This window comes from Vibrio sp. 2-Bac 85 (assembly GCF_037546705.1).
Taxonomy (GTDB): Bacteria; Pseudomonadota; Gammaproteobacteria; order Enterobacterales; family Psychromonadaceae; genus Psychromonas.
In genome coordinates this window covers 315,078-321,104 of sequence record NZ_JALAAB010000003.1, presented here as the reverse complement: position 1 = coordinate 321,104, position 6,027 = coordinate 315,078, and the positions used below count along the sequence as shown (strand labels likewise).

At 38.2% G+C, this 6,027-nt stretch carries 3 protein-coding genes; all 3 read left to right on the top strand.

From position 1 onward, the window contains the following. Positions 1-505 precede the first annotated feature (505 nt). The 3 genes from rapA (at position 506) to MT390_RS05780 (ending at position 6,027) form a co-directional block, all read left to right on the top strand. Positions 506-3,418, top strand: a complete 2,913-nt coding sequence (rapA, locus tag MT390_RS05790; RefSeq protein ID WP_499440065.1) for an RNA polymerase-associated protein RapA — start codon at positions 506-508, stop codon at positions 3,416-3,418. Between the two features lie 65 nt (positions 3,419-3,483). Then, positions 3,484-4,143, top strand: a complete 660-nt coding sequence (locus tag MT390_RS05785) for an RluA family pseudouridine synthase (protein WP_166370823.1) — start codon at positions 3,484-3,486, stop codon at positions 4,141-4,143. A gap of 342 nt (positions 4,144-4,485) precedes the next feature. Continuing rightward, positions 4,486-6,027 (top strand): Re/Si-specific NAD(P)(+) transhydrogenase subunit alpha, encoded by a 1,542-nt coding sequence (locus MT390_RS05780; protein ID WP_166370825.1) that lies wholly within the window; start codon positions 4,486-4,488, stop codon positions 6,025-6,027.

Here is a 6,027-nt window from a genome sequence, read left to right as displayed (position 1 = left end):
CGTAAATGAATTATTTCGTGTGTCACTATTATTGATGTTGCCTTTACAAGAAAGGACTTTGATTTTTTTGAAATCACATCAACAACAAGTGCTCACACAGATTGTTTGATTAAATTGTTAAAGAGCGTGCCTTGCGGCCAGGCGGCGTATATTACGCGCCTTTCGAACATTGTCAACGTTTTAATTTAACTTAATTTCGAAGCGAACCACGAAGCGTTAATACGTTAAAAACTATTCTCAAACTCGCTGAGTAACTTGCGCTACACCCCGTATCTGTGGGGTCGCATTATAGGGATTGAGATCACATTGGCAAGTGTTTTATTACGATTTATTTTCGTTTGCTTAAATATCAAACAAACCACTCTTTTCCTCCATTTATATGCTATTTTTATTTTCACTATATTTATTCTATTTATCGCTAGTATGTTTGATTCGGATTTAGGTAACATACGCAGCTTTTCTGTTAGTTAGTTTTTCTTTAGTTACAAATGATGAGTGAGTTTTTATGACATTTTCGTTAGGCCAGCGTTGGATTAGTGACGCTGAATCAGAGTTAGGTTTAGGTACTATTGTTGCTATAGAAGGACGTATGCTGACATTGTTGTTCGCTGCGTCGGGAGAACAACGTCTATATTCGATTCAAGAAGCACCGGTAACTCGCGTACGCTTTAATATTGGGGATGAAGTTTTAAGCCATGCCGATTGGACTTTATTAGTCACAGATATTGAAGAAAACGATAATATTATTACTTATGTAGGTACCCGTGTTGATACCGGTGAAGAAACTAAATTAAAAGAAACTTTTCTTAATAACTTTATCAAATTTAATAAACCGCAAGATAAGCTATTCGCAGGACAAATTGATAAGTTCGATCGTTTCATTTTACGTTACAAGTCTTTATTAAATCAGCACCAACAACAACGCTCTCACTTACGCGGTCTACTGGGCCCTCGCGTAGATTTAATTCCTCATCAATTTTATATTGCAGAAGAAGTTGGGCAACGCCATGCACCGCGTATTTTATTAGCCGATGAAGTAGGTTTGGGTAAAACCATTGAAGCAGGATTAATCATCCACCAGCAGCTAATCACTGGACGAGCTAAACGTGTATTAATTGTATTGCCTGAAAATTTACAGCACCAATGGTTAGTAGAAATGCTTCGCCGCTTTAATTTACATTTTAGTATTTTTGATGAAACACGCTGTGAAGAAGCTTATCTTGATGCTGTTAACCCATTTGATACTGAACAACTGGTGCTGTGCAGCATTGATTTAATTCGTAAACAAAAGCATTTAAAAAATGCGTTACTAGCGACTTGGGATCTGTTGATCGTTGATGAAGCTCATCACCTTATCTGGGATAAAGAAAAACCAAGTGTGCAATACAATGCAATTGAAAAACTAGCTAACTCAATTCCAGGTGTATTGTTATTAACAGCAACACCCGATCAACTTGGTCACGAAAGTCACTTTGCTCGTTTACGCTTATTAGATCCTAATCGTTTTTATGATTATCAAGCTTTTGTTAATGAAGAAGCAGGCTATAAGCCGGTAGTAGATGCAGTAAACCAGTTATTAGACGGAAAATTCCTAAGCAATGAAGCAAAAAACAGTATTACTGAATTGCTCTCTGAACAAGATGTTGAGCCATTATTAAATGTGATCACTGATATTACTATTGATGAAGATGAACAACAGTCTGCGCAGCAAGAATTAATCCGTGGATTATTAGATAGACACGGTACAGGGCGTTTATTATTTAGAAATACGCGTTCTGCTATTAAAGGTTTTCCAAAACGCTTATTAAAATCAGTTGCTTTACCGTTACCTGACCAATATAAAACAGCAATGAAAGTATCTAAAATGATGCCTGTTGGTACTCTAGCTGAACAAGCTTTTACAGCCTTGTATCCAGAACAGATCTACCAAGCATTTGAAGCTTCTACGGATAATTCATGGTGTGCCTTTGATCCACGTATTAGCTGGTTGATTGATCTGATCCAGCAGAATAAAGATGAAAAGATCTTAATTATTGCAGCACAGGCACAAACCGCTTTAGCTATTGAAGAAGCATTGCGTACACGCGAAGCAATCAAAGCTGCCGTTTTCCATGAAGGGCTATCATTAATAGAACGAGATAAAGCAGCAGCTTATTTTGCACAAGTTGAAGATGGTGCACAGGTGATGGTGTGTTCTGAAATAGGTTCAGAAGGTCGTAACTTCCAGTTTGCTCATCACTTAGTTTTGTTTGACCTACCTATAAACCCAGATTTGTTGGAACAACGTATCGGCCGATTAGATAGAATTGGACAACGTTGTGATATACAAATTTATACGCCGTACTTAAAAGAAACTTCACAAGCCTTTTTACAACAGTGGTATGAACAAGGTTTATCTGCATTTACGCAAACCACCCCTACTGGCCATACGGTATACGAAGCGGTTAAAGATGAATTAATTAATTTATTGGCAACCGGTGATAATAGCCAGCAACAGTTAGAACACTTGATTCAACGTACCGCCAAATTAAATGCAGAGTTAAAAACCAACTTAGAACAAGGGCGCGATAAGCTATTAGAAATTAACTCAAGTGGTGTATTACAAAACAGTAACTTGTTGGATGATATTACTGAAATAGATCAATTACCGCACTTCACTGGTTTTGCATTACAAATGTTTGATGTGTTGGGGGTACAGCAGGAAGATAGCAGTGAACATTGTTTAATTTTAAAACCTACAGATCACATGTTAGCGTCTGATTATCCTGGGTTACCTGAAGATGGCATCACGGTTACTTTTAACCGTCAAACCGCTTTAAGTCGTGATGACATTGCTTATTTAACATGGGAACACCCGATCATTAGCAACGGCATGGATATGGTATTAAGTTCAGATACAGGTACAACCTCTGTGGCTATCTTAAAAAACAATTCATTACCGGCTGCCTCAACGTTCTTAGAGCTTATTTACGTTGTTGAAGCGTTAAACACTGAAAATGCACAATTAAGTCGCTTCTTACCGACCACTCCGATCCGCTTATTGTTAGATAAAAATGCAAAAAACCTTGGAGAAAATGTCACTTTCGATAGTTTCAATCGTCAGCTAACGCCAATCAATCGTCATATTAGCCGTAAAGTGGCCAATGCATCACAGGCATTAATAGACCAGTTAATTAAACAGTCTTTACCTACTGCACAAACATTAATGGCTGAAGTTATTGATGAAGCGAAGCAAACAATGCAACGTACTTTGCAACAAGAGAGATCACGTTTGTTAGCATTGAAAGCGGTAAACCCGAATATACGTGAAGAAGAAATTCAATATTCCCGTGACCAGCAGACAAGTTTTGAGCAGATATTAGATAATACACAACTCAAACTCGATGCCGTTCGTTTTATCGTTTCAACTCATTCATAACTTATTCGGCTATTAAGCAACATGCTTAGTAGCCGATTATTTTTATTGCTGATAGCAGAGATTCAATGCCAAATTTTGTATATAACCCGCCGATGTCACCATACTTAGATATCATTCATCAAGATCAAGATATCGTAGTACTGAATAAACCTTCGGGATTATTAAGTGTGCCCGGCCGTGACCCATGGCATAAAGACAGTTTAGCATTACGTGTTTTACGTGTTTGGCCTAATGCTTGTGTTGTACATCGCTTAGACATGGCTACTTCTGGCATTATTGTTCTTGCGCTGAAAAAATCCGCACAAAGTCATCTCGGACGTCAATTCCAGCAAAAAGTGATTAATAAAACCTACTTTGCTAGCGTGGAAGGAATCATTGAAAAAGATGCGGGTTTAATTGATTTGCCTTTACGATGTGACTGGGAGAATAGACCACGACAAATTGTAGATTTTGAATTAGGTAAAAGTTCGCAAACTGAATGGCAAGTAATAAAGCGTAACCAACAAACTACATTGGTCAAGTTAACCCCATTGACCGGAAGAACTCATCAGTTACGGGTTCATTTACAGCAGATAGGTCATGCAATTATTGGCGATGAATTCTACGCCTCTGAATTTGGAAAAAAACTATCACAACGTCTTGCTTTACATGCGGGAAGTATTACTTTAACCCACCCAACAACAGAAAAACGTATCACTTTTGAATGCCCTGCTCCTTTTATGTAAACAAATATAAATTAAGGGATAGTTTCTATTAACAATAACTTAACAAAATCACTGCTTATGATTAATGGTTATATTAAGTAACCTTAATGTTGCATAAAAACCATTCAAAACCGCTGAAAATGGTAGCCTAAGTCACGTTTTTTCACTAAGCTTTAGCTTGGCAAAATTTATTGTGAATAAAAATCCATAAACGATACAAAAAAGCACATAGCCAGTCTTTTGTAAGTCAGTGGTAAATTTTAATAAAAGGTAACGATAATTTATATCTACTCCTCCTTTTAAATGACACATAAAATACACTTTTTATAACTCAATATAACAATAAGCGATCATGGAATTACTATGCAGATAGGTATACCTAGAGAGATCCAAGAAAATGAAAACCGTGTAGCCGCAACACCTAATACTGTTGAGCTATTAATTAAACAAGGTTTCACTTTCCTGGTAGAAAAAAACGCGGGAACAGCAGCTAGCTTTTCTGATTTAACCTACCAAGATGCAGGTGCAGAAATTAGCACTGATGCTGCAACGGTTTGGCAATCAGATATCATTTTCAAAGTGAATGCGCCGACCCAAGCAGAAATTAAACTAATCAAAGAAGGCGCAACATTAGTTAGCTTTATTTGGCCAGCTCAAAACCCAGAACTATTAAAGCAATTAGAAGCTAAAAACATCAGCGTTATTGCGATGGATAGTGTACCTCGTACTTCTCGTGCACAAGCATTAGACGCATTAAGCTCAATGGCAAATATTGCCGGTTACCGAGCAGTTATCGAAGCAGCAAACCAATTTGGTCGCTTCTTTACAGGCCAAATTACTGCAGCAGGTAAAGTGCCACCAGCAAAAGTATTGATTGTAGGTGCTGGTGTTGCAGGTCTTGCCGCTTTAGGCGCTGCAGGTAGTTTAGGTGCAATTGTTCGTGCATTTGATACTCGCCCTGAAGTAAAAGAACAAATCGAAAGTATGGGCGCAGAGTTTCTTGAGGTGAATTACACTGAGGAAACTGAAGTTAGTACTACCGGTTACGCTAAAACGATGAGTGAAGGTTATCAACAAGCGCAAGCTGAAATGATGGCTGAGCAAGCAAAAGATGTTGATATCATCATCACTACCGCGCTTATCCCAGGTAAACCTGCACCAAAAATCATTACTGAAGACATGATTAAATCAATGAAGTCAGGCAGTGTGATTGTTGATTTAGCAGCAGCTGCTGGCGGTAATGCAGCGCTAACAGTAAAAGATAAAGTCTTTGAAACTGAAAACGGTGTAAAAATTATTGGTTACACTGATCTACCAAGTCGTTTACCAACTCAATCAAGCCAACTATATGCAACTAACTTAGTCAACTTGATGAAACTGCTTTGTAAAAACAAAGACGGTCAAATAGATATCGACTTTGAAGATGAAGTTATCCGTGGTGCAACGGTTGTTAAAGAAGGTGAAATCTCTTGGCCACCACCAGCAATCAATGTTAGTGCAGCACCGACTGCAAAAGCAGAACAAAAAGCTGAAGTTGTTGTTGAAGAAAAAGAACCAAACAAATGGATTAAACCTGCTGTAGCGGTTGTTGCGGCTGGTTTATTTGGTTGGTTAGCAAGTGTTGCTCCTGCTGATTTCCTAGCGCATTTCACTGTATTTATGTTGGCCTGTATTGTTGGTTACGGCGTAGTTTGGAATGTTGCTCATTCACTACACACACCACTCATGAGTGTTACCAACGCGATCAGTGGCATCATCATTATCGGCGCATTACTGCAAGTCGGTAGTGATAGTAATGTTGTTACCGCTTTATCAACGATTGCAATCTTAATTGCAACCATCAACATCGTGGGCGGCTTTACCGTGACACATCGTATGTTGAAAATGTTCCAGAAGGATAAATAA